Origin of the sequence: Pseudomonas sp. CVAP#3 (assembly GCF_018986375.1) — a bacterium.
Lineage (GTDB): Bacteria > Pseudomonadota > Gammaproteobacteria > Pseudomonadales > Pseudomonadaceae > Aquipseudomonas > Aquipseudomonas helvetica.
This window is the reverse complement of sequence record NZ_JAHMSC010000014.1, coordinates 1-24045: the sequence shown is the minus strand read 5'-3', so window position 1 is coordinate 24045 and position 24045 is coordinate 1. Positions and strand designations below refer to the sequence as shown.

The 24045-nt window shown below is 56.9% G+C and carries 23 protein-coding genes; 16 read left to right on the top strand and 7 right to left on the bottom strand.

The features are described 5' to 3' along the window. Position 1 precedes the first annotated feature (1 nt). The 8 genes from KRR23_RS21120 to KRR23_RS21085 all read left to right on the top strand — a co-directional run bounded on the left by KRR23_RS21120 (position 2) and on the right by KRR23_RS21085 (position 9787). Entirely contained in the window at positions 2-1060 is a 1059-nt protein-coding gene (locus KRR23_RS21120; protein WP_216744083.1) for an alpha-ketoacid dehydrogenase subunit beta, read from the top strand. Then, positions 1061-2338 carry a dihydrolipoamide acetyltransferase family protein gene (locus tag KRR23_RS21115; RefSeq protein WP_216744082.1) on the top strand — a complete coding sequence of 426 codons (1278 nt, stop codon included), beginning with the start codon at positions 1061-1063 and terminating at the stop codon, positions 2336-2338. 6 nt (positions 2339-2344) lie between these two features. Continuing rightward, on the top strand, positions 2345-3730 hold the full coding sequence (lpdA, locus tag KRR23_RS21110) for a dihydrolipoyl dehydrogenase (protein ID WP_216744081.1): 1386 nt from the start codon (positions 2345-2347) through the stop codon (positions 3728-3730). A 316-nt stretch (positions 3731-4046) separates the two neighbouring features. Further along, entirely contained in the window at positions 4047-5066 is a 1020-nt protein-coding gene (locus KRR23_RS21105) for a branched-chain amino acid aminotransferase (protein ID WP_216744080.1), read from the top strand. 486 nt (positions 5067-5552) lie between these two features. After that, positions 5553-7598, top strand: a complete 2046-nt coding sequence (locus KRR23_RS21100; protein WP_216744079.1) for a CapA family protein — start codon at positions 5553-5555, stop codon at positions 7596-7598. A 5-nt stretch (positions 7599-7603) separates the two neighbouring features. Then, on the top strand, positions 7604-8215 hold the full coding sequence (locus KRR23_RS21095) for an iron-containing redox enzyme family protein (protein WP_216744078.1): 612 nt from the start codon (positions 7604-7606) through the stop codon (positions 8213-8215). Between the two features lie 4 nt (positions 8216-8219). Next, on the top strand, positions 8220-9053 hold the full coding sequence (locus KRR23_RS21090) for a cupin-like domain-containing protein (protein WP_216744077.1): 834 nt from the start codon (positions 8220-8222) through the stop codon (positions 9051-9053). After that, on the top strand, positions 9050-9787 hold the full coding sequence (locus KRR23_RS21085; RefSeq protein ID WP_216744076.1) for a GNAT family N-acetyltransferase: 738 nt from the start codon (positions 9050-9052) through the stop codon (positions 9785-9787). Before KRR23_RS21090 ends, KRR23_RS21085 begins: the two co-directional genes overlap by 4 nt. 4 nt (positions 9788-9791) lie before the next feature. On the opposite strand, the gene KRR23_RS21080 is transcribed toward KRR23_RS21085, so the two are convergent. Further along, a complete protein-coding gene (locus KRR23_RS21080) occupies positions 9792-10703 on the bottom strand; it encodes a LysR substrate-binding domain-containing protein (protein WP_216744075.1) in 912 nt (303 codons plus the stop codon). Between the two features lie 105 nt (positions 10704-10808). On the opposite strand from KRR23_RS21080, the gene KRR23_RS21075 reads away from it, so the two are divergent. Then, positions 10809-11417, top strand: coding sequence for a LysE family translocator (locus tag KRR23_RS21075; RefSeq protein ID WP_216744074.1), 609 nt, complete (start codon positions 10809-10811; stop codon positions 11415-11417). 12 nt (positions 11418-11429) lie between these two features. Here the strand turns inward: KRR23_RS21075 and KRR23_RS21070 are convergent, their stop codons facing one another. After that, positions 11430-12200 (bottom strand): helix-turn-helix transcriptional regulator, encoded by a 771-nt coding sequence (locus KRR23_RS21070; RefSeq protein ID WP_216744073.1) that lies wholly within the window; start codon positions 12198-12200, stop codon positions 11430-11432. Between the two features lie 81 nt (positions 12201-12281). Between KRR23_RS21070 and KRR23_RS21065 the strand changes: the two genes are divergently transcribed. From KRR23_RS21065 to KRR23_RS21055, 3 genes are all read left to right on the top strand, one after another. Further along, the gene (locus KRR23_RS21065; protein ID WP_216744072.1) at positions 12282-13400 is read left to right on the top strand and encodes a cytochrome P450; all 1119 of its coding nucleotides are present in this window, start codon (positions 12282-12284) and stop codon (positions 13398-13400) included. A gap of 142 nt (positions 13401-13542) precedes the next feature. Continuing rightward, the gene (locus KRR23_RS21060) at positions 13543-14799 is read left to right on the top strand and encodes an S-type pyocin domain-containing protein (protein WP_216744071.1); all 1257 of its coding nucleotides are present in this window, start codon (positions 13543-13545) and stop codon (positions 14797-14799) included. Then, on the top strand, positions 14796-15131 hold the full coding sequence (locus tag KRR23_RS21055) for a hypothetical protein (protein WP_367880662.1): 336 nt from the start codon (positions 14796-14798) through the stop codon (positions 15129-15131). Before KRR23_RS21060 ends, KRR23_RS21055 begins: the two co-directional genes overlap by 4 nt. A 33-nt stretch (positions 15132-15164) precedes the next feature. Here the strand turns inward: KRR23_RS21055 and dmeF are convergent, their stop codons facing one another. The 4 genes from dmeF to KRR23_RS21035 form a co-directional block, all read right to left on the bottom strand. Next, on the bottom strand, positions 15165-16091 hold the full coding sequence (gene dmeF, locus KRR23_RS21050) for a CDF family Co(II)/Ni(II) efflux transporter DmeF (protein WP_216744070.1): 927 nt from the start codon (positions 16089-16091) through the stop codon (positions 15165-15167). Between the two features lie 14 nt (positions 16092-16105). Further along, positions 16106-16381 (bottom strand): metal/formaldehyde-sensitive transcriptional repressor, encoded by a 276-nt coding sequence (locus tag KRR23_RS21045; RefSeq protein ID WP_145021535.1) that lies wholly within the window; start codon positions 16379-16381, stop codon positions 16106-16108. A 90-nt stretch (positions 16382-16471) separates the two neighbouring features. After that, entirely contained in the window at positions 16472-16810 is a 339-nt protein-coding gene (locus KRR23_RS21040; protein WP_054597673.1) for an FKBP-type peptidyl-prolyl cis-trans isomerase, read from the bottom strand. A 100-nt stretch (positions 16811-16910) separates the two neighbouring features. Then, a complete protein-coding gene (locus tag KRR23_RS21035; RefSeq protein WP_216744069.1) occupies positions 16911-17219 on the bottom strand; it encodes an RcnB family protein in 309 nt (102 codons plus the stop codon). Positions 17220-17461: 242 nt separating this feature from the next. Here KRR23_RS21035 and KRR23_RS21030 point away from each other — a divergent pair, with 242 nt between their 5' ends. Next, positions 17462-18766 carry an MFS transporter gene (locus KRR23_RS21030; protein WP_216744068.1) on the top strand — a complete coding sequence of 435 codons (1305 nt, stop codon included), beginning with the start codon at positions 17462-17464 and terminating at the stop codon, positions 18764-18766. 22 nt (positions 18767-18788) lie between these two features. After that, positions 18789-19565: a substrate-binding domain-containing protein gene (locus KRR23_RS21025; RefSeq protein ID WP_216744067.1), complete on the top strand. Its 777-nt coding sequence runs from the start codon at positions 18789-18791 to the stop codon at positions 19563-19565. Between the two features lie 23 nt (positions 19566-19588). Here KRR23_RS21025 and KRR23_RS21020 read toward each other — a convergent pair whose 3' ends face one another. Then, complete coding sequence (locus tag KRR23_RS21020; protein WP_216744066.1) at positions 19589-20497, bottom strand: LysR family transcriptional regulator; 909 nt, start codon at positions 20495-20497, stop codon at positions 19589-19591. 196 nt (positions 20498-20693) lie between these two features. On the opposite strand from KRR23_RS21020, the gene KRR23_RS21015 reads away from it, so the two are divergent. Together KRR23_RS21015 and KRR23_RS21010 are read left to right on the top strand one after the other, a co-directional pair. After that, positions 20694-22502: a monovalent cation:proton antiporter-2 (CPA2) family protein gene (locus KRR23_RS21015; RefSeq protein WP_216744065.1), complete on the top strand. Its 1809-nt coding sequence runs from the start codon at positions 20694-20696 to the stop codon at positions 22500-22502. Positions 22503-22641: 139 nt separating this feature from the next. After that, on the top strand, positions 22642-23745 hold the full coding sequence (locus tag KRR23_RS21010; RefSeq protein ID WP_216744064.1) for a DNA alkylation repair protein: 1104 nt from the start codon (positions 22642-22644) through the stop codon (positions 23743-23745). Positions 23746-24045: the final 300 nt, after the last annotated feature.

The following is a 24045-nucleotide window of genomic DNA, read 5'->3' as shown; positions in this document are numbered from 1 at the left end:
CATGAACGATCACAACAATAATATCGAGCTGGAAACCGCCATGACGACTACCACCATGACCATGATCCAGGCCCTGCGCTCGGCCATGGACGTGATGCTCGAGCGTGACGACAACGTCGTGGTGTTCGGCCAGGACGTCGGTTACTTCGGCGGCGTGTTCCGTTGCACCGAAGGCCTGCAAAGCAAATACGGCACCTCGCGGGTGTTCGATGCCCCGATCTCCGAAAGCGGCATCGTCGGCGTTGCGGTCGGCATGGGCGCCTACGGTTTACGGCCAGTGGCCGAGATCCAGTTCGCCGATTACGTCTACCCGGCCTCGGACCAGATCATTTCCGAAGCGGCACGCCTGCGTTATCGCTCGGCCGGCGAGTTCACCGCCCCGATGACCTTGCGCATGCCTTGCGGCGGCGGCATCTACGGCGGCCAGACCCACAGCCAGAGCATCGAGGCGATGTTCACCCAGGTCTGCGGTTTGCGCACGGTCATGCCGTCCAACCCTTACGACGCCAAAGGCCTGCTGATCGCCTCCATCGAGAACGATGACCCGGTGATCTTCCTTGAGCCAAAGCGCCTGTACAACGGCCCGTTTGACGGCCATCACGACCGCCCGGTAACCCCGTGGTCGAAACACCCGGCCGCGCAAGTGCCGGACGGCTACTACACCGTTCCGCTGGACGTCGCCGCCATCACCCGTCCGGGCAAGGACGTGACCATCCTGACCTACGGCACCACCGTGTACGTCTCGCAAGTGGCCGCTGAAGAGACCGGCATCGACGCCGAAGTCATCGACCTGCGCAGCCTGTGGCCGCTGGACCTGGAAACCATCGTCAAATCGGTGAAGAAAACCGGCCGTTGCGTGGTCGTCCACGAAGCCACCCGCACCTGCGGCTTTGGCGCCGAATTGGTGTCACTGGTGCAAGAACATTGCTTCCACCACCTGGAAGCGCCAATCGAGCGCGTGACCGGTTGGGACACCCCCTACCCGCATGCGCAAGAGTGGGCGTATTTCCCTGGTCCGTCCCGTGTGGGCGCGGCGTTGAAACGGGTCATGGAGGTCTGAATGGGCACGCACGTTATTAAAATGCCGGACATTGGCGAAGGCATTGCAGAAGTTGAGCTGTCGGTGTGGCACGTCAAGGTCGGCGACATGGTCGTCGAAGATCAGGTACTGGCCGATGTGATGACCGACAAGGCGATGGTCGACATTCCGTCCCCGGTGCATGGCAAGGTGATCTCCCTGGGCGGTGAGCCAGGTGAAGTCATGGCCGTCGGCAGCATATTGATCAGCATCGAAGTGGAAGGTGAAGGCAACGTCAAAGCGTCGTCTCAGCCCGCGCCGGTTGCACAAGCACCGAAGCCTGCAGCGGTTGCCGCACCGAAAGTCGAAGCCGTGGTTGAAAGCAAACCTGCCGTCCCGGCTCGCCCAATTGCGCCGCAAGGCCCGATGGTCGCTCGCGAAGCCGATGAGCGTCCGTTGGCCTCCCCGGCCGTGCGCAAACACGCGCTGGATGCCGGCATTCAATTGCGTCTGGTCCGTGGCACCGGCCCTGCCGGGCGGATTCTTCACGAAGACCTCGAGGCCTATCTGGCACAAGGTCAGTCGAACGCATCGAGCACTGTGGCCGCATACGCCGAACGCAACGACGAACAGCAGATCCCGGTGATCGGCATGCGTCGCAAGATCGCCCAGCGGATGCAGGATGCCACCCAGCGTGCGGCGCACTTCAGCTACGTCGAAGAGATCGACGTGACGGCGGTGGAAGAACTGCGTGCGCATCTGAATGAAAAGCACGGCGCGACTCGCGGCAAGCTGACGTTGCTGCCGTTCCTGGTTCGCGCCATGGTCGTCGCCCTGCGCGACTTCCCGCAGATCAACGCCCGTTACGACGACGAAGCCCAGGTCATCACCCGCCTCGGCGCGGTGCATGTCGGCGTCGCGACCCAAAGCGACATCGGCTTGATGGTGCCAGTGGTGCGTCACGCCGAGGCTCGCAGCCTGTGGGACAGCGCCGCGGAGATCTCCCGTCTGGCCACTGCTGCGCGCAATGGCAAAGCCAGTCGCGATGAACTGTCCGGCTCGACCATCACCCTGACCAGCCTTGGCGCCTTGGGCGGCATCGTCAGCACCCCGGTGCTGAACCTGCCCGAAGTGGCGATCGTCGGCGTCAACAAGATCGTCGAGCGGCCGATGGTGATCAAAGGCCAGATCGTGATTCGCAAGATGATGAACCTCTCCAGCTCCTTCGATCACCGGGTGGTCGACGGCATGGACGCGGCGCAATTCATCCAGGCCATTCGTGGCTTGCTCGAACAACCCGCAACCCTGTTTGTGGAGTAGTAAGGCATGCAACAGACTCTGAACACCACGCTGCTGATTATCGGCGGCGGCCCCGGCGGCTATGTAGCGGCGATCCGCGCAGGTCAGCTGGGCATCAGCACCATTCTGGTCGAAGGCCAGGCGCTCGGCGGCACCTGCCTGAACATCGGCTGCATTCCGTCAAAAGCGCTGATTCATGTGGCCGAGCAGTTCCATCAGACTCAGCACCACAGCCAGCATTCGGCCCTCGGGATCAACGTCTCGACGCCGACCCTGGACATCGGTAAAAGCGTCGAGTGGAAGGACGGTATCGTTGATCGCCTGACCACCGGCGTCGCGGCGCTGCTGAAAAAGCACAAGGTCCAGGTCATTCAAGGCTGGGCCAAGGTGATCGATGGCAAGACCGTCGAAGTCGGCGACACCCGTATCCAGTGCGAGCACCTGCTGCTGGCCACCGGTTCGAAAAGCGTCAACCTGCCGATGCTGCCGATTGGCGGGTCGATCATCTCTTCCACCGAAGCCCTGGCGCCGAAAAGCGTGCCAAAACGGCTGATCGTGGTCGGTGGCGGCTACATCGGGCTTGAGCTGGGCATTGCCTACCGCAAGCTCGGCGCTGAAGTGAGTGTGGTCGAGGCGCAGGATCGGATTCTGCCGGCTTATGACGCCGAACTGACCCAGCCGGTCAACGAAGCGCTCAAGCAACTCGGCGTGAAGCTTTACTTGAAGCACAGCGTCGAAGGCTTTGATTCACAAGCCAATACCTTGCAAGTGCTCGACCCGAATGGTGAAACCCTGAACCTGGCCACCGATCAGGTGCTGGTGGCGGTTGGGCGTAAACCCAACACCCAGGGCTGGAACCTTGAAGCGTTGAAGCTGGACATGAACGGCTCGGCGATCAAGATCGACAACCGCTGCGCGACCAGCATGCGTAACGTCTGGGCCATCGGCGACCTGAGTGGCGAGCCGATGCTCGCCCACCGTGCCATGGCGCAGGGTGAAATGGTCGCTGAGCTGATCTCGGGCAAACACCGCGAGTTCAACCCCACCGCCATCGCTGCCGTGTGCTTTACCGACCCGGAATTGGTGGTGGTCGGCAAGACCCCGGACGAAGCCAAGGCCGCTGGCCTGGATTGCATCGTGTCGAGCTTCCCGTTCGCCGCCAACGGCCGGGCGATGACCCTGGAATCGAAAAGCGGCTTCGTGCGGGTGGTCGCGCGGCGTGACAATCATCTGATTGTCGGTTGGCAAGCGGTGGGTGTCGGGGTGTCCGAGTTGTCGACGGCGTTCGGCCAGTCCCTGGAAATGGGCGCACGCCTGGAAGACATCGCCGGCACCATCCACGCGCATCCGACGTTGGGTGAAGCAGTACAGGAAGCGGCGTTGCGAGCATTGGGGCACGCCCTGCATTTGTAACTGCTCAACTGTGGCGAGGGAGCTTGCTCCCGCTGGGCTGCGAAGCGGCCCCAATCGCGTCACTGCGATCTGCCTGATACACCGCAGTGTCCGGTTTTACCAGCGCTGCGCACTGGAACGGGAGCAAGCTCCCTCGCCACAGGGTTTCGAATAATGAAGAATCGGCGGCAAGTTTCATGAGCAGGCTAAGAAATCTGCCAATCACCCGATAGTCCGGGCTGCGAATTCGGCCTGGAATGAAGTATTGTTGTCCCCATCCAGAAAAACGTCAGAAGCCTTGAACCGTTCAGGCGATTGTTAAGTGATAGAGGGTGTCATGGGTAACGAAAGCATCAATTGGGACAAGCTGGGCTTTGACTACATCAAGACAGACAAGCGTTATCTGTCGTACTGGCGCAACGGTTCCTGGGATAAAGGCACCTTAACCTCCGACAATGTGCTGCACATCAGCGAAGGCTCGACCGCCCTGCACTATGGCCAGCAATGCTTCGAAGGCATGAAGGCCTATCGTTGCAAGGACGGTTCGATCAACCTGTTCCGCCCGGACCAGAACGCACTGCGCATGCAGCGCAGCTGCGCTCGCCTGCTGATGGCGCAGGTGGAAACCGAAGACTTCATTGAAGCCTGCAAGGCCGTGGTCCGTGCCAACGAGCGTTTCATTCCGCCGTATGGCACTGGCGGCGCACTGTACCTGCGTCCGTTCGTGATCGGCGTGGGTGACAACATCGGCGTGCGTACCGCTCCCGAGTTCCTCTTCTCAATCTTCTGCATCCCGGTCGGCGCCTACTTCAAGGGCGGCCTGACCCCGCACAACTTCCTGATCTCCAGCTACGACCGCGCCGCCCCACAAGGCACCGGCGCTGCCAAGGTCGGTGGCAACTACGCTGCCAGCCTGATGCCTGGTTCCGAGGCCAAGAAGGCGCACTTCGCCGACTGCATCTACCTGGACCCGATGACCCACACGAAAATCGAAGAAGTCGGCTCGGCCAACTTCTTTGGTATCACCCACGACAACAAATTCGTCACGCCGAAATCCCCTTCGGTGTTGCCAGGCATCACCCGCCTGTCGTTGATCGAACTGGCAAAATCGCGTCTGGGTATGGAAGTCATTGAAGGCGACGTGTTCATCGACAAAATCGGCGACTTCAAGGAAGCCGGCGCCTGCGGTACTGCTGCGGTGATCACGCCAATCGGCGGCATCGAGTACAACGGCAAACTGCACGTGTTCCACAGCGAAACCGAAGTTGGCCCGGTCACCCAGAAGCTCTACAAAGAGCTGACCGGTGTGCAGACCGGCGACATCGAAGCGCCAGAGGGCTGGATCGTCAAGGTCTGATCCAGCGCTTGCGGCACTGAAAAGCCCACCCATCGCTCACGCGGTGGGTGGGCTTTTTGCTGGCGATGCTAAAAGCGTTGTGATGTGCCCGATGATGACATTCACCGCGGTCTTTGGTGGCAATGGTACGCGTCTGCGCCATGACGCTGCTATAAGCCAAGAGTTACCAAAGCAGGAAAACTTAACAGCCCTATATCCTTTTAAACAACAGTACAACTGTCAACTTTGACAGTTGTCAGTGTGCTGACTTGGGTATTTACTCAGATCTGCATCTGGTTCATTCCTTTCAGGCAGACTTTATCCAAGGACAGGATATCCATGAATATTAAAAATGTGCAGCGAACGCCCAACCTCGCGCCATCAAATTTCGCATCATTTATTGGTGAACAAACCAGCCGTTAACGTATAGGGCCGGATCAACTTTCGGCGACCAAGAAGAACGTCTCAAGACATTCATCCCCACTATACTCAAGAACAAAAAACATCATGAAATATGTTATATATGGTTCCGGCATAATATTTTTCTCCTCATTGATCCATGATTTCCTTTCAACAGAAAAAACAAAAACATTTTACACTGACGTTTTCGTCAGCCTGTGCGCATTTACCGTAACTTTATTTTTGGCAGAATGGCTTAACACCAATGCATTATTTTATGAAGAACGCCTATCTCTCAAGCTGCCATTCGTATCAACACTCGCAGTTCCGACTCAGTTCCTGATCGCCCTGATTATTCAAGATCTGTTGTATTACTGGATGCACCGCTGCGAACACACCTATGCTTTGTTATGGGTTTCCCACTATACACATCACTCCTCGCCTTTTTTCAATGCATTTATTTCTTTGCGCTCGTCTCTCTTCCAATTTCTATACTTCCCCCTCTTCATGTCGCCACTGCTATTGCTAGGGTTTCCGTCAGAAATACTATTAAGCGCACTGCTGTTCGGAAAAGTATACTCTCTCTTTACACACTCCAAATACCCATTCACTCTAGGCTCAACCCTGGAGCGACTCCTGGTTTCCCCAAACAACCATAAACTTCATCATGCCAGCAACCCAGAATATATCGATAAAAACTTCGGCGGAGTTTTTATCGTATGGGACCTCATATTCGGAACCTATGCACAACCTGCAAACAAGCCCAAGACAATCAACTACGGGATTGCCAACTCAAGCAAATACAGTTTCCTCAGCGGATTATTCGGGGGCTTTACCCAACTGTATCGCAAGACGAAGGCTGCCTCAGGCATAAAAAACAAAATCGAGACAGTTCTTCACACCCAGAACAAAAATGCTCCCGGATCATACCCAGCCAAGCCAGGTCACTTTTTCGAGCGCGCCTATCGCTTCATTCACTATGAAGATCAAGCATGGTCTTTATGGAAAATTCATTACAACATTGCGTACATAGCCAAGAGCTATTTCTTGTGCCCGACACCTGAAAAACCAAATGACAAACTACACTTTCTGGCGTCCAGCCGATATCTAGAAGAACAAAAATTCTCTCAAAATAAAAACATCTCGCACCTCTCTGACTCATGCATAACACTTACTTTCGTCGGCGATATCATGTGGGTCCCCAAACACGAATCATCATACATCGATCAAAAAATCATCTCTTTTGCACTCGACACAGATCTGACAGTTTTAAATATGGAAACACCTATATCAAGCAAACACCCAATACCCAAGCGCACCTATGACAGCTTCAATGCTTCAGAGAACCTATTAACGCCTTGGACAAATTTCCTCGGAAAGAAAGTATTCTCCCTGTGCAACAACCACGCTTTAGACTGCGGGGTGCCAGGCTTACACGAGACCAGGAAAATCATCGAAGCCCACGCTGACAGTTATGCTCTAGGCGGCCCAAAAGAGGGGGACGAAATTTTAACCATCGAGGTAAACGACATAAAAATAGGCTTATTTGGCCTTACTTATGGATTCAACAAGCATCGCAAGTCAGCACCCCCGATAGGCATTCCGACGTTCAACTTCACAGATAACAACCGTGAGATTGACTGGAGCGCTATTTCCACTTACATCAACAACCTCAAAAACCAAGGCTGTGAGTTAATTATACTTGCTGCCCACTGGGGTTATGAATATGAATACTGGCCTACAGAAACACAACGAAAAAACGCCTATCGACTCATTGAACTCGGCGCTGACATTATCATGGGTACATCTCCTCATGTTGTCCAACCCATGGAGCTCGTCTCGATTGATGGATTTGATAGTAAATGCCCCATTCAAGTAAACCGAGGCGGCCCCGCCAGGCAAGCTATTATATTTTATTCTTTAGGCAACGCATTATCCTGTATGTCGGCACAAGCGTGCAAAGAAGGGATCATCCCGAAAGTGTCATTCAGCAAATCAAGTGCCGGAGCCGGCACCCCGTTACAACTGACCACTTTACAACTACTGGCAACGACAACCGTCATTAAAAACAAACTCTATCGTATAGAGCCCATCAATAGGAGCCGGCACAGCTTCTGGTTTCCATTTTTTCGAAACCTCATCCCGCAAAGGTAAAAACCATGTTAACAAACAGACTGGACAATCTGGCTCTCACTGCTGCCAAGGAAATACACAGGCTTCTTGACCTCTCCACACTGGAACACTACACGTCATTTTTAAACACGATGTATCACTACACATTACACAGCGGAGACCAGTTATCGATAGCTGGAGAATTACTATCAGACCACCCTAAATATTCAACATTATTCAAAACACTTTCCACTGAAGAGGAAAGCCATTATCGACTTGCACAAAAGGACCTATTCTTTTTCAATGAAAAACCCACCGACTCCATGCCTCTTCCTGTTCTGCGCATGGAGGCATTTTGGAAATCCATCAAAAAGCCAGAGTCGCTCAGTTATATCGGCATCATGTACATCCTGGAAAATATTGCCAAACACATAGACACCGCTAAAATTGCAGATTTTTTTACCCGATTACAACTCAACAAGAAAAATACCCGTTTTATATCCGTTCACCTACACGAAGACGACCGGCATGGAAAACTACTGGAGCTTGCATGCCAGAGCGTAACCAATCCATCTGAAATAGATTTAATCCTGAGCGCCGGACAAAAGGCATGCTCACTCTGGATGGACATGCACAGCAGTATACTTACCAAGGAATAAAGCAATGAAAAAGCCATACATGGAAGTGACTAGAACCGACAAACACGACTTCTTTAAACACCCTATCAGCGCCTACAAAGAGCCTATTATCATCACTGACTTTTCAAATGACTGGACAGCCCAAAAGTTGTGGTCGTTTGATTTTTTTAGCAACAAATATGGGGACCTGCCCGTCAAGGTTTACGACGATAACTTCTCAAAAAAAGGAAATCTGTATTTAAAACATTCGAAAGAAATGCCCTTCAGACAATATTTGCGTGAAATACAAGGGGAAAACGGACACTTACGATTATTTTTATTCGAACTCTTGAAGGAGGCCCCCGAACTTAAGAGCCACATTGTGCTACCCGACGCCTTCAATGCACTGTCTCACCTTAACTTATTTATGTTTTTTGGGGGTATCAGTGCGTCTCCGCCCACACATTACGACATTGACCTCCCTCATGTATTTCATACCCTTTTCTCAGGCGAGAAGTCAGTCTACTTGTTCGATCCTGTAGACTCTTATCATCTGCACCAGCACCCGTTTACGGTTAGAAGCTATGTTGACCCAGAAAAACCCGACTTCCAAAGATTTCCACGCTTTAAACACGCCAATGGGTGGCACTGTACGCTGAAGAAGGGGGACACTCTTTTTATTCCCATTGGATTCTGGCACAAGATTTACTACACCTCCCCCAGCTTCTCGATCAGTCATCGCTTATATGAAAGCAAACCGCTTATTCGTGGGCTTTACAACCTGCTGATACTTGAAAAGATAGATCTCCTTTTAAATGCTATCGCCCCACGTACCTGGCTCGCATGGAAAGCAAAGAAAGCAGGGGAAATGCCAACATGACATTACTCAATGATCATCAGGGTAGCATCCTTGTAAAACTTGCCACGACAAAACAAGAGAAAGAGCAAGCCTACCAATTAAGATACGAGATATTTAGCAAAAAAGACATATTCTCCATTCCCGAGACCAATCACTCGACACACATGGAATCTGACATCTACGACACCACCTGTGAACACTTGATTGCGCTCGACAAAAGTACTGGCTTGGTGGTTGGCACGCTGAGATTTCAAACAGCACATACCGCGGTCAACGCCCACGGCTTTTTCGCCGACAACGAATACGATACCCAAGCGCTAAGAACATCTAAAAAAACCATCATCGAAATTGGCCGCTTATGCATCAACGAACACTACAAGGCACACAATATATTCCTGCTTTTCTGGAAGTCACTTACCACCTTCATAAACACTCACTTCACAGCACCCGTTTACATAATTGGCCTCTGTTCCGTTCCTTACACAAACCATCATGAAATTTCAACAATACACTACCTCCTGCAATCAAAATCAACGTTCAACGACTTCGCAATGGATGCCTTCCCTGAACGTAGATTTCTGATCAATCCCCGAGGTATCTCGACAGAGGATGCTCACCACTTAACACTTCCAAAGCTGTTAAGAGTTTACCTTTCGGCAGGTGCACAGCTTTTGGGCATGCCTGCTCAAGACACTCGCGAAGGCAATATTCTGGCAGTCACTTTCCCGCTACTGTCTCGTTTTCAGGCAAGGTAAACATCTATAAGACAGCAGACTTGCTGACCCAGGTATTTTCATTGGTACGTAAGAGCAACCACTCCAGAAACACCTGGGTCTGCTCTGTCACGTCCGGCGCAACACCGTAGTAATAACGCGGCAGCGGCATGCGCAGTTCGGGCAATGGGCAAATCAGGCGGCCGCTCGACAGGTCATCGCCCAGCAATGAGGCCGGACACAAGGCAATGCCCCGTCCTTCCACAGCGTCCTGAAGCACCGGCTGCATGTGATCGAACTGCAGCGTCATCTGAGTCGCTGACTGCGTTTCGCCGAACAACAGGGCCCAGTTGTGCCAGTCCTCGCGGCGGGTCTTGGCGGTCAGCAAGGTATGTCGGCTCAGGCCACCCAAGTCGTCGAGCGGCAGACGCTTGATCAGCGAAGGCGCCGCAACCAGTAGCAACTCGTCTTCAAACAGTACCTGAGCGTGAATGTCCGGCGCCCAGCCGTCGCGGCCACGTCGAATAACGACGTCGAACCTGTCTCGTGCGTGATCGGGCGCCAGCGTGGACGTGACCACCTCGGGTTTGATCTCCGGGTGCAGCGCCATGAAATCTGCCAGCCTGGGCGTCAGCCAGCGCTGGGCAAAGGTCGGACGGACGTTGATCTTCACGGTACGCAACGAGGCGTGTTGCTTGAGCGCTGCAGCGGCGTTGGCAATCTGTGACAGGCCCGCGCTGACCTGTTCATAGAAGCTCTGCCCCACCGGGGTCAGCACCGATTGCCGGATGCGCCGTTCGAACAGCAACACGCCCAGATGCTCTTCAAGCCGTTTGATGTGACGGCTGACGGCACTGTGACTGACGTGCAGTTCCTCGGCCGCGAGGCTGAAGCTCTGATGACGAGCGGCGGCCGCGAAAGCGCGAACAGCATTCAAGGGGGGGAGTTGATTAATCATGCGTCTAATTTAGTCACATATGCCGTGCAATTAAAGCGTTTGTCACGCTCGCCTCGTCACGCCAATCTGCGGGCACGCAGCCAGCACCACCTGATGGAGTGAGAGATGAATAGCTACGGATTGTTTTTACTGTTCGCCGCCCTGACCATTCTGAGTCCCGGGCCGGGTGTGGTGCTGACGCTTACCAACGCACTGCGTCATGGCTGGACCGGCGCGCTGCCGGGTATTCTCGGTATCGCACTGGGGGCCTTTGTCGTCGCCGGGATCAGCGCAACCAGCGTGGGCCTGATACTCGCGACCTCCGCTAGCGCGTTCACCGTGCTGAAATATGCCGGTGCGGCGTACCTCTTGTACTTGGGTTACAAAAGCTGGCGCACTGATCGTTTCATCCCTGAGCGTGAAGTGAACTCGTCGGGTCCTGGGTATCGCTTCGTCGAGGCGGCATCGCTTCAGTTGTTGAACCCAAAAGCGGTGTTCTTCTTTCTCGCGGTGTTCCCGCAGTTCATCGACACCTCGACGCATTACTACAGCCAGTTTTTTACCCTGGTCAGCTCTTACAGCGTGCTGGTGATCATGATCCACGGCAGCTATGCCCTGCTCGCCAATGCGGCCAAAGGCTGGCTGTCGAGTCAAAAAGGTTCCTGGCTGGCGGCGAAGGTGTCAGGTGTTACGTTCGCCAGCTTCGGCGTGCTGATGGCCTCAGCCAGCCGATAGCGAACACCGCCGTTATGGCGAAGGGCTGACAACCGAGCGACTGCCTGACTCAGTGGCACCCCGCAAGTTCACCTTCGCCAGCGCCGGCAGTTCAATTGCAAATCTGGCCGTGATCTCATTACGTCCGGTCGCGGTCAACGCCAGCGCTCGACTGTCCAGATCCTGTGTCAGCCATTTGCGCTTGATCGCCGTTTGCAGCAACGCCGCGCCCAATGAGCCGCCGAGATGCGGGCGACGCATGCTCCAGTCGAGACAAGGGCAGGCAAAACGTCGACGCAGACTGCCCAAGGACTTCACGTCGATGCCGAGCCCTTCGAAAAACCGCTCACCGGTTTCACTCAACGCGTACTCCTGATTAGCCTGCTCCGACACTGCCAACCAACCCGCTTCCAGCATCCGGTCATGCAGCAGCACGGCCAAGGTGCCGGCCATATGGTCGTAGCAGGTGCGAGCAAATTGCAGGCGATCCGGGGTTCGGGGAGTAAAGGTAGGCGCGGCGCTTTGGCCGATCACCATCAGCGCTTCCAGGGCCTGAGCGACCCGTTGATCCGCCAGGCTGTAATAACGATGGCGACCCTGAACATGCAACCGCACCAGCGCCAGGTCCTTGAGTTTCGCCAGATGAGCGCTGGCGGTAGACGCGCTGACGTCGGCGATCACTGCCAGTTCGGTACTGGTGCGCGCGTGGCCGTCCATCAGTGAGCAAAGGATTTTCGTCCGGGCCGGCTCGGCAATCGCCGCCGCCACCTGCGATACGCCGATGTCGTGTTGTTCAACGTTCATATTTCGCTCCCGGACGAATCGTGGCCCTTTCGGAGTGGAGATAGTAGCAACACTTTCCACCGACGAATAAGGCAGCGCCTCATGGACCCGATCATCGCCGCGACCCATACCGATCCTTACCCTTATTACGCCAGCCTGCGGGCCGAAGGTGGCCTTTCATTTCATCAGGGACTGGGGTTTTGGGTAGCCAGCAGCGCCCAGGCCGTTGCAGCCGTGTTGGCTCATCCCGACTGCAAGGTCCGACCGGCTCACGAGCCGGTGCCCAACGCCATTGCGCAGGGTTACGCCGGCAAGGTGTTTGGCCAGTTGATGCGAATGAACGATGGCGAACGCCAGCGCTGCCCGAGGTCGGCCATACAGCCCGGACTGGAAGTGATCGACACTGATGAGGTCAGCGCACTGGTTCGCGCCCGGTTGATCAGCCTGTCCGCCGATGGGCTGCACAAGGCAATGTTCATGGGCCCGGTGTGCGTGATCGCTTCGCTGCTCGGATTTACTCCAGCAGAAGGTCGAACCCTCAGCGAACTGACGGCTGATTTCGTCGCTTGCCTGTCGCCCCTGAGCAATCAAACCCAGCTGGACGCGGCCCATGCAGCGGCGGAACACTTGAACGGTTACTTCGTAGAACGCCTCAGCGCGCAGGATCACCAAAGCCCTCTACTTGAAGGGATTCGCCAACGCCTGGCAGACCCCGGCACCCTACTCGCCAACCTGATTGGCCTGCTTTCCCAGACATACGAAGCCACCGCCGGGTTGATCGGCAACGCCGTGCTGGCATTGATCCGCAATCCGCAGCTCAAGAGTGAAATGCGGCGTAACCCGGCGCAGGTCGGTGACCTGCTGGCGGAAGTCCAGCGCCATGACCCTTCAGTGCAGAACACCCGTCGTTTCGTCAGCGCGCCTTGTGAAATCGACGGCGTGAGTCTCAAACCCGGCGATGTCATCCTGGTGCTGCTGGCCTCGGCCAACCGCGACCCACAGCTCAACGACAACCCGGACGCCTTGATCCTCGACCGCCCGACCCGCCGCAGCTTCACCTTCGGCACCGGCCGTCATCAATGCCCCGGCCAGACACTGGCCTTGAGCATCGCCAGCGCCACACTCAGCGAAATCCTGACGCACAACGGCGCGCTGGATCAGCTTGCCTGGGAGTATCGCCCGTCACTGAACGGGCGTATTCCGGTGTTTCGCGAGCGGTAGGAGGTTTAGCGATGAGCGTGGTGATTTTCGAAGCGTTGCCTGATGCCGGAACACCGTCAGCGTTTTCAGACCCGTCCTACAGCCATGGCACTCTGCTTGAGATAGCGTCTCGTCGCATTTAACAGGCGAAACAAGGACGCGCATGGCTCGTAGCAAGGACATACCAAGAGTCTGGAACCCTCCGTCGGGTGACGGTCATCACCGCACCTCTAGATACATGAAGCCAACGGAGCTTGCAGAGCGTGAGTCTCGACAGCAGGCATATGAAGACATGCTCGCCAGACAACAAAACATCGAAAGGAGTTTTAGGGAACAAAACAAGAAGCAGGTACAACCACTCGTTGGCTGTGTGTTCGCAAAATCCTGCAACTTGCCGGATGGAATTATAAATCACGACAGCCCGACCGGATTCATGCCTGTTACCAGCCTGAAAGATTATGGCCATTACGTTCTGCTTGGTGGCCGGGACGTGGACGAACATGGCCAAGTACCATTCAAGAAAATCAGTGGAACTGTGCCCGCCAACATTGGCTCTTTGACGTTAGGCGCAGCAGCTATCGCCTCAGCAGGCACAACCGGCCCGGCAACTTCGGCAATTAGCGTGGGCAGCGTGGCGAGCGCTGGCGTTGTTACAGGGGCACTTCTCGGTCTGGTTGCGATGCTGGTGCTGGCTCCATCAAGCCTGGGTGACAGCGCTCTATACACGGAGGAGCAACTCAGAACACTCAAACAAGCCCGTACACGTGTTCGATTGCGTGTCGAAGAAAACGCCGACGGAACCCTAAAAGGTTACGGCTACAACACCCAGAGTCGCCGTGAATGGGAGCTCATCCCTGTTGTCACGTTTAGGGCACAAGGCTCCCGGCAGGTGGCCGATTTAGGTGATGGCATTACCTTGACCTGGACTCCGGCTGTCACTCCGGACAATACCTTGACAATCCCTGCACTGGAGGGAGCACCGCAAGCTCCACAAATCTGGATTTACCCGCCTACGCAGGCGGCTGACAACATCATCGTGAACCCTGTCTATCCGCCTGAATACAAAGACTTCATTCTAGTCTTCCCGATGGATTCCGGTATTCAGCCGCTTTATATCGTCATGAATATGGAGTTCGACGCGGCTGATTACCATGGCAAAACGGACAACCCGGTAAAGAGCAAAGGGCCGGTCAATGGACAGGAAGCGCTAGATAATTCTGTGCAAGTAAAACCGACATCACCGCGCCGAATTGGCGTTGATCCAGGCACCAAGGAGTTTGTGGTGTTCGACCGAACAGGAGGAGAGGTCTATCACGGTCACGTAAGGTCGTGGGATAAACTTCATCAAGATATGAAAAATGCTCTGATCAAAGCCGGAACGGTCGACAACAAAGGCAACATTCAGGGAGTTAAAAAGTGAGTCTGCTCTATCAAGATCCATCGATGAACCATGACAAAGCCAGCACTTTTCTTGCTGAAGGAAAGGAAACGGATGTCATCGCCGCCCTGATCTCTATCGGTCTTAACGAGCCAGATGGAGCATGGGCTCAGAACACTTGCCTGCACTATCTGAACAGTGAGAATGAAAATGTTGCATCAGCGGCCATCACAGCCCTAGGTCATGTGGCACGCCGACACGGTCAACTGGAGATAGAGAAAGTACTCGCGGCCTTTGAGCGTGCGAAGGCGCGATTCCCCTCTCTTGAACCTGTCATCTCGGACACACTTGAAGACATCGAGTTATTTACCTGACGTACTGCCAGGTAAATGCCCATAGCAGTGTCCTCAAGCGTTGCGATATTCAATCGTCAGGTGTGACAGCTCATGGACCGGGATCAGCCGTTCGCGGATGGCATCGGCCGTGACGGCTGCCGAGGTCACGACGCTGACGATCGCTGCCCGGGCCTGTGGGCCGACGCGCCAGACATGCAGGTCGGTGATGCTGACATCGCCTGTCGACTCAAGCAGTTCACGAACCTCGGCGGCAACGTGTTCGTCGGTCGTGTCCAGCAGCACTGCGGCACTGTCTCGCATCAAGCCATAGGCCCAATTGGCGATGACGATTGCGCCGACGATACCCATCACCGGGTCCAGCCAGACCCAACCCAGATAGCGACCGGCCAGCAATGCAGCGATTGCCAGCACGGAAGTCATCGCATCGGCCAGCACATGGACATAGGCCGAACGCAGATTGTTGTCGTGATGATGGCCATGATCATGGCCGTGGCCGTGGCCGTGGTCATGATGTGCAGAGTTGCCGGCCAGTAAAAGCGCGCTGACGATGTTCACGGCCAGGCCCACCACAGCGATCAGTGTCGCTTCGGTGAAGGCCACGGTAGTCGGTTGAAACAGCCGCATGATCGACTCTGCGGCAATGAAGATCGAGACCAGCCCCAGCACCATGGCCGAGGCGAAGCCCGCCAGATCCCCTACTTTGCCCGTACCAAAGCTGTAGCGCGCATTACCGGCGTTTCGTCTGGCAAACCCGTAGGCGATTGCGGTAATGCCCAGCGCACCAACGTGGGTGGCCATATGGAAACCATCCGCCAACAGCGCCATGGAACCGGTGATGTAACCGGCAATGATCTCGCCAACCATCATGACGAACGTCAGCGCGACGACCCACAATGTACGCTTGGCATTCTCATCGTGGGTGGCGCCCAGAAACATGTGATCGTGGGAATAACCTGAAACCTGAGGTGAACTGCTCATGGATTGCATGACCTTCAATTTGAGTAACGACGAATGGCTTGCAGCAAGTCTTCAAGGCCTTCGGCGCGTTCTTGATCACTGAGCTCGGGGCTGGCCACGTGTTCACGGGCGTGGGCCTCGATGAACTGATCCATCAGACCGTTGACCGCGCCACGAATCGCCGCAACCAGATGCAGGGTTTTGGCGCAGTCGGCTTCCGACTCCAATGCCCGCTCGACGGCTTGAACCTGGCCGGCAATACGACGAACCCGCTTCAGCAGATCGTCTTTGTGTTCGTGAATGTGCGACATACCTATACCCCCTATACCTATCTGCGGAAAGGATAGTCGTCGATCACGTCAACATTGGCAACCCTGTATTCACCCAATGGTCAGCAACGGTCAGTCGTCGCGCGTCAGCACTTCGAGCAATTCAATCTCGAAAACCAGGTTGGAGTTGGGCGGGATGGCGCCCATCGAGCGCTCGCCATACGCCAGGTGCGCCGGCACCAGCAACTTGCGCTTGCCGCCGACTTTCATGCCCATCAAGCCCTGATCCCAACCCTTGATTACACGGCCGGTGCCGATCACGCATTGGAAGGGTTTACCGCGCTCCCAGGAAGAATCGAACGGCGTACCGTCCTCCAGAAAACCGCGGTACTGGGTGGTAATCAAGGCGCCTTTAACGGCGGCTTTGCCGTCGCCCAGTTCAAGGTCGATGACCTGCAATTCTTCGTTCATTACTGCTCTCTCGTTCGCGATGTCCGTAAACACGGCCCGCGTTTTCTCAGATTTCGCCTTGCAGGGCAATCCTGTTGGAGGCGCTGATGCAGGCACCCGCTCAACGCTCAATCGGCATGACCGCCAGAATCTTCCCGTTTCCGGTGTGCACCAGCATGTACTTGTCGTTGACTTGCACCCACTGGCTCTGGCTTTGCGGGGTGTTCAAACCGCGTCTTTTCCAGTCGACCAGGGCTTTTTCGCTGCGGGTGTAGACGTCAGGCGCCTGGTCGCCGACGTGCAGGTTGCGGGCATTGATTGGCGCCGACTGGACGACGGTTTGCAGAGTATCGGCGGCCAGGACCGTCGGGCAGACAACCGCAAGACTCACAAGCACCGCCATGGCAGCCAGATTTCTTTGACGCAGCATCGGTATTCCTCCAGTGAATGGGTGACACCCGCTCTGGGACCGCGATTGCGGCCGGTCATTCGAAACGCTCACACCTCACTGTAGCGATGATTCTGCGATTGATCTCACCGCAGTGATAATCCACACGCATCAATGGATGTTAAATATGCACTTATCATATCGATCGACCTGCCCCAGTATCCGGCCTTAATAAGATCCATGCGCCACGTTGCGCATGTCATAAAAAGCGCGGGAGACACAACATGCAGGCTACAACCCATCCGCCAGCGACATCCGCTCGCAGCAAGGTCAGTGCAATTTTCCGGGTCACCTCGGGCAACTTCCTGGAACAGTTCGACTTCTTCCTCTTCGGTTTCTACGCCACCTATATTGCGGCGGCGTTCTTCCCTGCCAGCAGCGAATTCGCCTCGCTGATGATGACCTTCGCGGTGTTTGGCGCGGGGTTCTTGATGCGCCCTTTGGGCGCGGTGATTCTCGGTGCCTACATCGATGATGTCGGCCGTCGCAAAGGCTTGATCGTCACCCTGTCGATCATGGCCAGCGGCACAATTCTGATTGTGCTGGTGCCCGGCTACGAGACCATCGGTCTGTTCGCTCCGGCGCTGGTGTTGATCGGCCGTCTGCTTCAAGGCTTCTCCGCCGGTGCGGAACTGGGCGGCGTGTCGGTGTACCTGGCGGAAATCGCCACGCCGGGCCGCAAGGGCTTTTTCACCAGTTGGCAGTCGGCCAGCCAGCAAGTGGCGATCGTCGTTGCTGCCGCGCTGGGCTATGCGCTGAACCAATGGATGCCGGCGACGGTGATTGCCGACTGGGGCTGGCGCATTCCGTTTTTCGTCGGCTGCATGATCGTGCCGTTCATCTTCCTGCTGCGGCGCAACCTTGAAGAAACCGCAGAGTTCACCGCTCGCCGCCACCGCCCCACCATGCGTCAGGTGTTCGGCACACTGCTGCAGAACTGGCAGATCGTAATCGCCGGGATGCTGATGGTGGCGCTGACCACCACCGCGTTTTACCTGATCACCGTGTACGCGCCGACCTTCGGCAAAACCGTGCTGCACCTGAGCACTTCCGATGCGTTACTGGTGACCTTGCTGGTCGGTGTGTCGAACTTCTGCTGGCTGCCACTGGGCGGCGCACTGTCGGACCGCATCGGTCGGCGTCCGGTGCTGGTGGCGATGACCCTGTTGACCTTGGCCACGGCCTACCCGGCATTGTCGTACCTGGTCCAGGCGCCGAGCTTCATCAACATGCTGTTGGTGCTGCTGTGGTTGTCGTTCATCTACGGTTTGTACAACGGCGCCATGGTTGCAGCGCTGACCGAAATCATGCCGGTGGAAGTTCGCGTGGCCGGTTTCTCCCTGGCCTACAGCCTGGCGACCGCAGTGTTCGGCGGCTTCACCCCGGCGATTTCGACCTTCCTGATACAGTACTCCGGCGACAAGGCCGCCCCTGGTTACTGGATGAGTTTCGCCGCGCTGTGTGCGTTGTGCGCAACGCTGTACCTGTACCGGCGCTCGACCGGTCGTTTACAAGCCGCCTTGCAATAAGCCCCCTGACAGAGAGGTATCGATGAAAAAATTATTGAACCTTGCGGCGCTGACGCTGATCGGCGCCCTGGGCCTGAGCAGCGTTGCCCAGGCTGAAGAGCTGCACGTGATGACCTCTGGTGGCTTCACCGCTGCCTACAAAGTGCTCGGTCCAAAGTTCGCCGCCGCTACTGGCAACACCCTCGACACAGCGCTCGGCCCGTCGATGGGCAAGGCGCCCGAAGCGATCCCCAACCGGCTGGCCCGTGGCGAGCACGCCGATGTGGTGATCATGGTCGGCTACGCCCTGGATGAGTTGATCAAGCAAGGCAAGGTCTTGCCCGGATCGCGAGTTGAACTGGCCGATTCGAGGATTGGTCTGGTGGTGCGCGAGGGTGCGGCGAAGCCGGACATCGGCTCGGTCGAGGCGCTGAAGGCGACATTACTCAATGCCAAATCCGTGGCCTATTCCGACAGCGCCAGCGGTGTGTACATCGAGGATCAGCTGTTCAAGCACCTGGGTATCGAGCCGCAGCTCAAAGCCAAATCGACCATGGTGCCGAAAATCCCGGTGGCTTCTGTGGTTGCCACGGGCGACTACCAACTGGGCTTCCAGCAAGTCAGTGAATTGCTCCCGGTGCCTGGGGTGATCTTCGTCGGCAAGCTTCCGGAATCCGTGCAGTCAGTCACACGCTTTGCTGCTGGCATCCCGGTTGGCGCGCAACATCCGGTGCAAGCCAAAGCCTTGCTCGACTACCTCGCCTCCCCAGCCGCCCAGCCAGAGGTCATGGCGACCGGACTGGACTCGGTCAGCCGTTGAGCCTGATGCCGACCTCAGCCGATCTAGGCTGAGGCCGGTTTGACCTTCATTTCAATAATCAGCCGCTCCAGCTCCAACGCCGCCGGAGTCAGGCTTCGCCCGCGGCGTTTGAGCAGGCCGACGCTGCGCATCACTTGCGGATCAGTCAGCGGTACGTGAGTCAGAATCGGGTGGTCACTGCCGGGCATCGCCATCAACGGCACCGCAGCAATACCCAGCCCGGCTTCAACCAGACCGATCATGGTGGTGACGTGTCGGGTTTCGCAGATGCTCTGACGCGCCGGCACAATCCCGCTCAACGCCTGATCCAGCAGGAAGCGATTGCCCGACGTCTTGTCGAGGGAGATGTAATCCTGCTGGTACAGCTCGCTCCAGCTCACACTGGCGCGGTTGGCCAAGGCGTGATCACGCCGGCAAGCGACCACATAGCGCTCCTGCACCAGCGGTTCGAACTCGACATCGGCCTCCAGCGTGCCCATGAAACTCAAGCCGAAATCCGCTTCGCCATTGACCACTGCACTCAGCACGTCATGAGCGCTGGAGTCGAGCACCTTGACCTTGATTCGTGGAAATCGGCGATGGTATTGAGCGACTACCCGCGGCATGAAGTAATAGGCCGCCGACGGCACGCAGGCCACGGTGACATAACCCAAACGGGTCGACGCCACATCGCTGATCCCCAGCAGCGCCACATCCAGGTCATCCAGCAACCGGTCGACACTCGGCGCAAACGCTCGCCCCGCCTGGGTCAGGCTAACGCGGCGAGTGGTGCGCTCGAAGAGTTTGACCCCCAGCGCATCTTCGAGCTTTTCAATCCGTCGACTCAGCGCCGGCTGGGAGATGCGCACTGCGTCGGCGGCCTTGCGGAAGCTGCCCTGCTCGACCACGGCGCGAAAAGCCTGCAAGTCATTCAGGTCGAAATTGATGGCCATGACGCGCACTCAGCGGCAAACGAATTGATCAGCTTATCCTATGGATGCAACAAATTGATGCAAAATGTAACGCGAAAAAACCGCAATAGACGGCACTCATGACTGACTGACGCCGGCCCAGCCTTTATCCTTGTCGCCTTTCCAACCCATGATTGTCTGCAATTTTTGTTGTTCGACGTTTTCCCTGGAGTAAGCCATGCCCCATGAAGGCAACCTGTTGCAAGCCGCTGTAGTCTTTTTGTTCGCGGCGGTGCTCACCGTGCCTTTGGCCAAACGCCTGCAACTGGGCGCGGTGTTGGGCTATCTGCTGGCTGGGGTGATCATCGGGCCATCGGTGCTGGGGTTGATCGGCAACCCGCAAAGCGTCAGCCATATCTCCGAGCTTGGCGTGGTCTTGCTGCTGTTCATCATCGGCCTTGAGTTGTCGCCACGACGGCTGTGGGTGATGCGCAAAGCGGTGTTCGGCGTCGGACTGGCGCAAGTGCTGCTGACCGGTTCGGTGATCGGCGTGCTGGCGTTCTACGTGTTCGGCCAGGCACTCAACAGCGCGATCGTGCTCGGCCTGGGATTGGCGTTGTCGTCCACCGCGTTCGGTCTGCAAAGCCTGGCTGAACGCAAGGAACTGACCAGCCCGCACGGGCGACTGGCGTTTGCCATTCTGCTGTTTCAGGACATCGCCGCGATCCCGCTGATCGCCATGGTGCCGCTGCTCGCCGGCGGTGATCACACCACATCCGCCGCTGACGATTTGAACCATGTCCTGCGCGTGCTGGGCAGCATCGCGGTGGTGGTGATCGGTGGGCGTTACCTGTTGCGGCCGGTGTTTCGTGTGGTCGCCAAAACCGGCCTGCCGGAAGTCTCGACCGCTACCGCGCTGCTGGTGGTGATCGGCACCGCGTGGCTGATGGACCTGGTCGGCGTGTCGATGGCCCTCGGCGCTTTCCTCGCCGGCTTGCTGCTGGCGGACTCGGAATACCGCCATGAACTGGAAGCGCAGATCGAACCGTTCAAGGGCCTGCTGCTGGGGCTGTTTTTCATCAGTGTCGGCATGGGCGCCAATATCAGCCTGTTGTTCAGTGCCCCGGCAACCGTGCTGGGCCTGACCCTGCTGCTGATCATGCTCAAGCTGCCCATGCTGTTTGTCGTCGGGCGACTGGCCGGAGGTTTGAACCGGCTGAGTGCGCTGCGCTTGGGCATCGTGCTGGCGGCGGGTGGTGAATTTGCGTTCGTGGTGTTCAAGATCGGCCGCGATCAAGGCCTGTTCGACCCACGGATGTACGACCTTCAGGTGCTGACCATCACCCTGTCGATGGCCGTGACCCCGCTGTTGCTGCTGATGTGCGGCCGACTGGTGAAATCGAAAGTCCAGCCCGTCGCCGTGCCGCCGCACCTGCGTGAAATCGATACCGACGCCCCTCGCGTAGTCATCGCCGGCCTGGGTCGCATGGGCCAGATCGTCGCGCGGATTCTACGGGCGCAAAAAATCCAGTTCGTCGCCCTCGACACCTCGGTGGAAACCATCGAACTGTCGCGCAGCTTTGGCGGCGTGCCGGTGTTCTATGGCGACCCGATGCGCCCGGAAATACTGCACGCGGCCAAGGTCGGGCAGGCGGAATACTTTGTGATTGCCACCGATGATCCGGACACCAACATCAAGACTGCCGAACTGGTGCGCAAACTCTACCCGCACATGAAAATCATCGCCCGCGCGCGTAACCGTCAGCACGTGCACCGCTTGGTCGACCTCGGCGCCGAGGCGATCCGCGAAACCTATTATTCAAGCCTGGAAATGAGTCGCCGGACCCTGCTCGGCCTAGGCCTGAGTCAGACCCAGGCCGACGCCCGCATCGAGCGTTTCAAGCATCACGACGAACAAGTGCTCGAAGCCCAGCACGCGATCTACGACGATGCCGCAAAAGTCATGCAAAGCGCCCAGGAAGCCCGAGCCGAACTGGCGCGGTTGTTCGAGGCGGATCGGATTGAGGAAGAGACGGTAAAAAATTAAGGATGTCAGTGTTGATTGCTCCCATGCTTGCGCGTGGGAATGCATCCCGTGACGCTCTGCATCACATCAAACGGCGGACGCAGAGCGTCCATGGCGGCATTCCCACGCAGAGCGCGGGAACGATCATAAGGTTCCCACAATGAGTAACGCAGACCAGTCTTCCCCCGCCCTGAAGGAAATCTTCAACGCCGAGCGCTTGCAACATATCGCCAGCGAAATGCACGCGGTGTACCCGGCGTTCAACGCCAGGGCGTTCCTGAATCTGGCCAATGAAGGCCTGGCCGAGTTGTCGGTAATGCAGCGCATGGCACGGGTCGGTGAATGCCTGCACGCGGTGCTGCCGCTGAGTTATGAGCAGACACTGGAGATCCTGCGCCCGCTCGCACCGCGCTTGAACAGCGGTTTCGTCAGCATGTTCCTGCCTCAGTACGTCGCCACTTATGGTGCCCACGCGTTTGAGCTGTCGATGGACGCGCTCAAATACTTCACCACGTTCGGTTCCTCGGAATTCGCGATCCGGCATTTCTTGCGCAGCGACTTCGAACGCTCACTGGCACTGATGCACGACTGGTCGCTGGACGACAACGAACACGTCCGCCGTCTGGCCAGCGAAGGCAGTCGCCCGCGCCTGCCATGGTCGTTTCGCCTCGAACCGGTACAAGCCGACCCGACGCTGGCAGCAGCAATCCTCGACAACCTCAAGGCCGACGGCAGCCTTTACGTACGCAAGTCGGTGGCCAATCACCTCAACGACATCACCAAAGACCACCCCGAGTGGGTGCTGAGCCTGATAGAAGGCTGGTCGCTGGAGGACCCGCGCACGGCGTGGATCGCCAAACATGCCCTGCGCAGCCTGATCAAACAGGGCAACCAACGGGCACTGGCCATTATCGGCGCTGGTGGCAAACCCGAGGTCCAGATCCATAACCTCAAGGTTGAACCGCCAGTAATCAGTCTCGGCGAGACCATAAAGCTCTCGTTCGACCTTCATTCAACCGCCAGTGACAACCAGCAACTGGTGGTCGATTACGCCATCGACTACGTCAAAGCCTCAGGTGCTACCTCGGCGAAAGTCTTCAAACTCAAGGGCCTCACCCTGCCCGCCCACGCCCGCCAAACCCTCAGCCGCACCCAGCAGATTCGCGAACTGACCACCCGCAAACATTACGCGGGCACGCATGCGGTACACATCATGGTCAATGGCGAGCGACTGGGAAGCACCGCGTTCGAAATTACCCCGTAATCCCAGAGCAGGCACGCGCCTAGCCCTAGCCCTAGCCCGCGATGGCGTCGGTAAAATCACTATCGCCAGCAAGCTGCGCTCCCGCAGGTTTGCGCGCGTTCTGTTGATCGTTCCCACGCGCAGCAAAGGAATGCATCCTGTGACGCTCCGCGTCACATCCGGGAAGGGACGCAGAGCGTCCCGGGCAGCATTCCTTTGCTGCGCGCGGGAACGATCAGATTCGCCTTCACCACTCAACAGGCCGAGCGTTAGCTCGCCTGCCGCTGTTGACCTTGACCTGCCCGCCCCATCGGAAGGCCG

Bases quoted from the DNA above. Each gene is read 5' to 3' on its own strand.
- KRR23_RS21080 (WP_216744075.1), bottom strand. From the start codon at position 10,703: ATGATTAATCAACTCCCCCCCTTGAATGCTGTTCGCGCTTTCGCGGCC.
- KRR23_RS21120 (WP_216744083.1), top strand. From the start codon at position 2: ATGAACGATCACAACAATAATATCGAGCTGGAAACCGCCATGACGACT.
- KRR23_RS21100 (WP_216744079.1), top strand. From the start codon at position 5,553: ATGAAATATGTTATATATGGTTCCGGCATAATATTTTTCTCCTCATTG.
- dmeF (WP_216744070.1), bottom strand. From the start codon at position 16,091: ATGAGCAGTTCACCTCAGGTTTCAGGTTATTCCCACGATCACATGTTT.
- KRR23_RS21105 (WP_216744080.1), top strand. From the start codon at position 4,047: ATGGGTAACGAAAGCATCAATTGGGACAAGCTGGGCTTTGACTACATC.
- KRR23_RS21060 (WP_216744071.1), top strand. From the start codon at position 13,543: ATGGCTCGTAGCAAGGACATACCAAGAGTCTGGAACCCTCCGTCGGGT.
- KRR23_RS21045 (WP_145021535.1), bottom strand. From the start codon at position 16,381: ATGTCGCACATTCACGAACACAAAGACGATCTGCTGAAGCGGGTTCGT.
- lpdA (WP_216744081.1), top strand. From the start codon at position 2,345: ATGCAACAGACTCTGAACACCACGCTGCTGATTATCGGCGGCGGCCCC.
- KRR23_RS21035 (WP_216744069.1), bottom strand. From the start codon at position 17,219: ATGCTGCGTCAAAGAAATCTGGCTGCCATGGCGGTGCTTGTGAGTCTT.
- KRR23_RS21070 (WP_216744073.1), bottom strand. From the start codon at position 12,200: ATGAACGTTGAACAACACGACATCGGCGTATCGCAGGTGGCGGCGGCG.
- KRR23_RS21020 (WP_216744066.1), bottom strand. From the start codon at position 20,497: ATGGCCATCAATTTCGACCTGAATGACTTGCAGGCTTTTCGCGCCGTG.
- KRR23_RS21010 (WP_216744064.1), top strand. From the start codon at position 22,642: ATGAGTAACGCAGACCAGTCTTCCCCCGCCCTGAAGGAAATCTTCAAC.
- KRR23_RS21025 (WP_216744067.1), top strand. From the start codon at position 18,789: ATGAAAAAATTATTGAACCTTGCGGCGCTGACGCTGATCGGCGCCCTG.
- KRR23_RS21030 (WP_216744068.1), top strand. From the start codon at position 17,462: ATGCAGGCTACAACCCATCCGCCAGCGACATCCGCTCGCAGCAAGGTC.
- KRR23_RS21090 (WP_216744077.1), top strand. From the start codon at position 8,220: ATGAAAAAGCCATACATGGAAGTGACTAGAACCGACAAACACGACTTC.
- KRR23_RS21015 (WP_216744065.1), top strand. From the start codon at position 20,694: ATGCCCCATGAAGGCAACCTGTTGCAAGCCGCTGTAGTCTTTTTGTTC.
- KRR23_RS21040 (WP_054597673.1), bottom strand. From the start codon at position 16,810: ATGAACGAAGAATTGCAGGTCATCGACCTTGAACTGGGCGACGGCAAA.
- KRR23_RS21075 (WP_216744074.1), top strand. From the start codon at position 10,809: ATGAATAGCTACGGATTGTTTTTACTGTTCGCCGCCCTGACCATTCTG.
- KRR23_RS21065 (WP_216744072.1), top strand. From the start codon at position 12,282: ATGGACCCGATCATCGCCGCGACCCATACCGATCCTTACCCTTATTAC.
- KRR23_RS21115 (WP_216744082.1), top strand. From the start codon at position 1,061: ATGGGCACGCACGTTATTAAAATGCCGGACATTGGCGAAGGCATTGCA.
- KRR23_RS21085 (WP_216744076.1), top strand. From the start codon at position 9,050: ATGACATTACTCAATGATCATCAGGGTAGCATCCTTGTAAAACTTGCC.
- KRR23_RS21095 (WP_216744078.1), top strand. From the start codon at position 7,604: ATGTTAACAAACAGACTGGACAATCTGGCTCTCACTGCTGCCAAGGAA.